The sequence below is a fragment of the uncultured Anaerotruncus sp. genome (assembly GCF_902490045.1).
Classification (GTDB): domain Bacteria; phylum Bacillota; class Clostridia; order Oscillospirales; family Ruminococcaceae; genus Anaerotruncus.
The window spans coordinates 1-1,909 of record NZ_CABUCJ010000204.1 but is presented as its reverse complement, the minus strand read 5'-3'; the positions used below and the strand labels follow the sequence as shown (position 1 = coordinate 1,909).

General features: G+C 68.2%; 2 protein-coding genes and 1 pseudogene. All 3 read right to left on the bottom strand.

Annotation, left to right across the window (positions count from 1 at the left end; genetic code table 11):
• A partial coding sequence (locus tag RDM88_RS12720) for a CTP synthase (RefSeq protein ID WP_308755193.1) occupies positions 1 to 863 on the bottom strand: 863 nt, incomplete at its 3' end.
• 63 nt (positions 864 to 926) lie between these two features.
• Complete coding sequence (locus RDM88_RS12715; protein WP_308755192.1) at positions 927 to 1,484, bottom strand: ANTAR domain-containing protein; 558 nt, start codon at positions 1,482 to 1,484, stop codon at positions 927 to 929.
• A gap of 52 nt (positions 1,485 to 1,536) precedes the next feature.
• Positions 1,537 to 1,909, bottom strand: a pseudogene (locus RDM88_RS12710) (type I glutamate--ammonia ligase); the annotation flags it as partial.

Genomic DNA, 1,909 nt, shown 5'->3' with positions numbered 1-1,909 from the left:
ATCCGCCCGCACATGGCGGTCCACTCGCCGAGCCCCTCCCCACGCGCCTCGAGCCCGAGCCTGCGGCAGACGATGTCGTCGAGCCCCGCCTCATGCAGCATGAGCGGCGCCTCGTAGAGGACGGGAAGGGTGCGGTTTTCGACGACGCAGTCGGGCTCGACGTTGCAGAAGAGGGCGATCTTCTGCCGCAGGCCCTCCTCGAGCGGCTCGTCGCAGCGCGCCACGATGATGTCCGGCATAATGCCCATCCCCTGCAGCTCGCGCACCGAGTGCTGGGTGGGCTTGGATTTGTGCTCCCCCGAGCTTTTGAGGTAGGGGACGAGCGTCACGTGCATGAAGAGGCACCGCCCCCGCAGAAGCTCGCGGGAGATCTGGCGGATCGCCTCGAGGAAGGGCTGGCTCTCGATGTCGCCGATCGTACCGCCGATCTCGGTGATGACCACGTCGGCGTCCGTCTTGCGGCCGACCGAATAGATGAACGATTTGATCTCGTTGGTGATGTGGGGGATCACCTGCACCGTTTCGCCGAGGTATTCCCCCGCGCGCTCCTTGTTGAGCACGTTCCAGTAGACCCGCCCCGACGTGAGGTTGGAAAACTGGTTGAGGTCCTCGTCGATGAACCGTTCGTAATGGCCGAGGTCGAGGTCTGTTTCCGCCCCGTCCTCGGTCACGAAGACCTCTCCGTGCTGGTAGGGGCTCATCGTGCCCGGGTCGACGTTGATGTAGGGGTCGAGCTTCTGCGCCGCCACGGTTAGCCCGCGCGCCTTGAGCAGCCGCCCGAGCGACGCCGCCGTGATGCCCTTGCCGAGCCCCGAAACGACGCCCCCCGTCACAAAGATATAGCTGGTCTCCTGTTTGCCCATCGGTTTTCCGCCTTCCCTTTCCGTTCGGTCGTTCTAGCTTTCCCACGCGCGGCGGGGATATGTCTATTCGTCGTAGGTGCCGAGGATCCCCCGCGCGACCTCCCGCCGCGTGGTGCGCAGGTCCATCGCCTGCCTTTCGATGTAGTGGTGCGCCTGCGGCTCCGTCATCCCCAGCACCCGCATGAGCGCCCCCTTGGCGCGGCTGACCAGCCGCAGCTCCTCGAGCTTTTCGTTGAGGCGGATGTTCTCCTGCTGGAGGCCGAGCATCCTGCGCCGGGAGGCGAGCACCAGCCGCAGCGACTGGGAAAGCATCGGCCGGCTGAACGGTTTTTCCACGACGAAAACCCCGAAATCCTCCACCTCGGCGGAGACCGCGTCCGCCTGCGGGGCGTTCACGAGCAGCGCGACGCCCGCGTCGCTCCCGCGGGCGGATTCGAGCGCCAGGCCGCTGCCGAACTCGTCGGGCAGCGGGGTATTGACGAGCACCAGCTCGAATCCGCCCTCCGCGAGCAGCCTGCGCGCCTCGCCGCCGCTCCCGGCGGCGCGCACGGCCGTAAAGCCGAATTCGCGCACGAGCCCCTCGAGCGCGGCGCGGCCGCGCTCCCCGGAGACCAAGAGCATCCGCTCCTCCAAACCCGACACCCCCCTTCCGTCAAAACGGCCCGCCGGCCCCTCAGGTACGCCCGAAATACCGCTTGAGCTCGAAGCCGAATTTGTCCCCGGCCGCTTCCCATTCCTCGAACTCCCGCCGCTTGTGGGCGAGGAAGTTTTCGACGATCCGCCCGGGCAGCGCCCGGCGGATGAAGCCGCTCTCCGACGCGAGCGCGAGCGCCTCGCCGAGCGAGGCGGGCAGGCGCTCATACCCCGCGAGCGCCCGCGCATCCGCGCTGTAGAGGTCGAGGTCGGCGGGCGGGCAGAGCTCCAGCCGCTCCCGCACCCCCTCGAGCCCCGCCTCCATCAGCAGCGTGAAGGCGAGGTAGGGATTGCAGGCCGGGTCGGGGGAGCGCAGCTCGATGCGGCTCGTCTCCCCCGCCGCCGCGGGTACC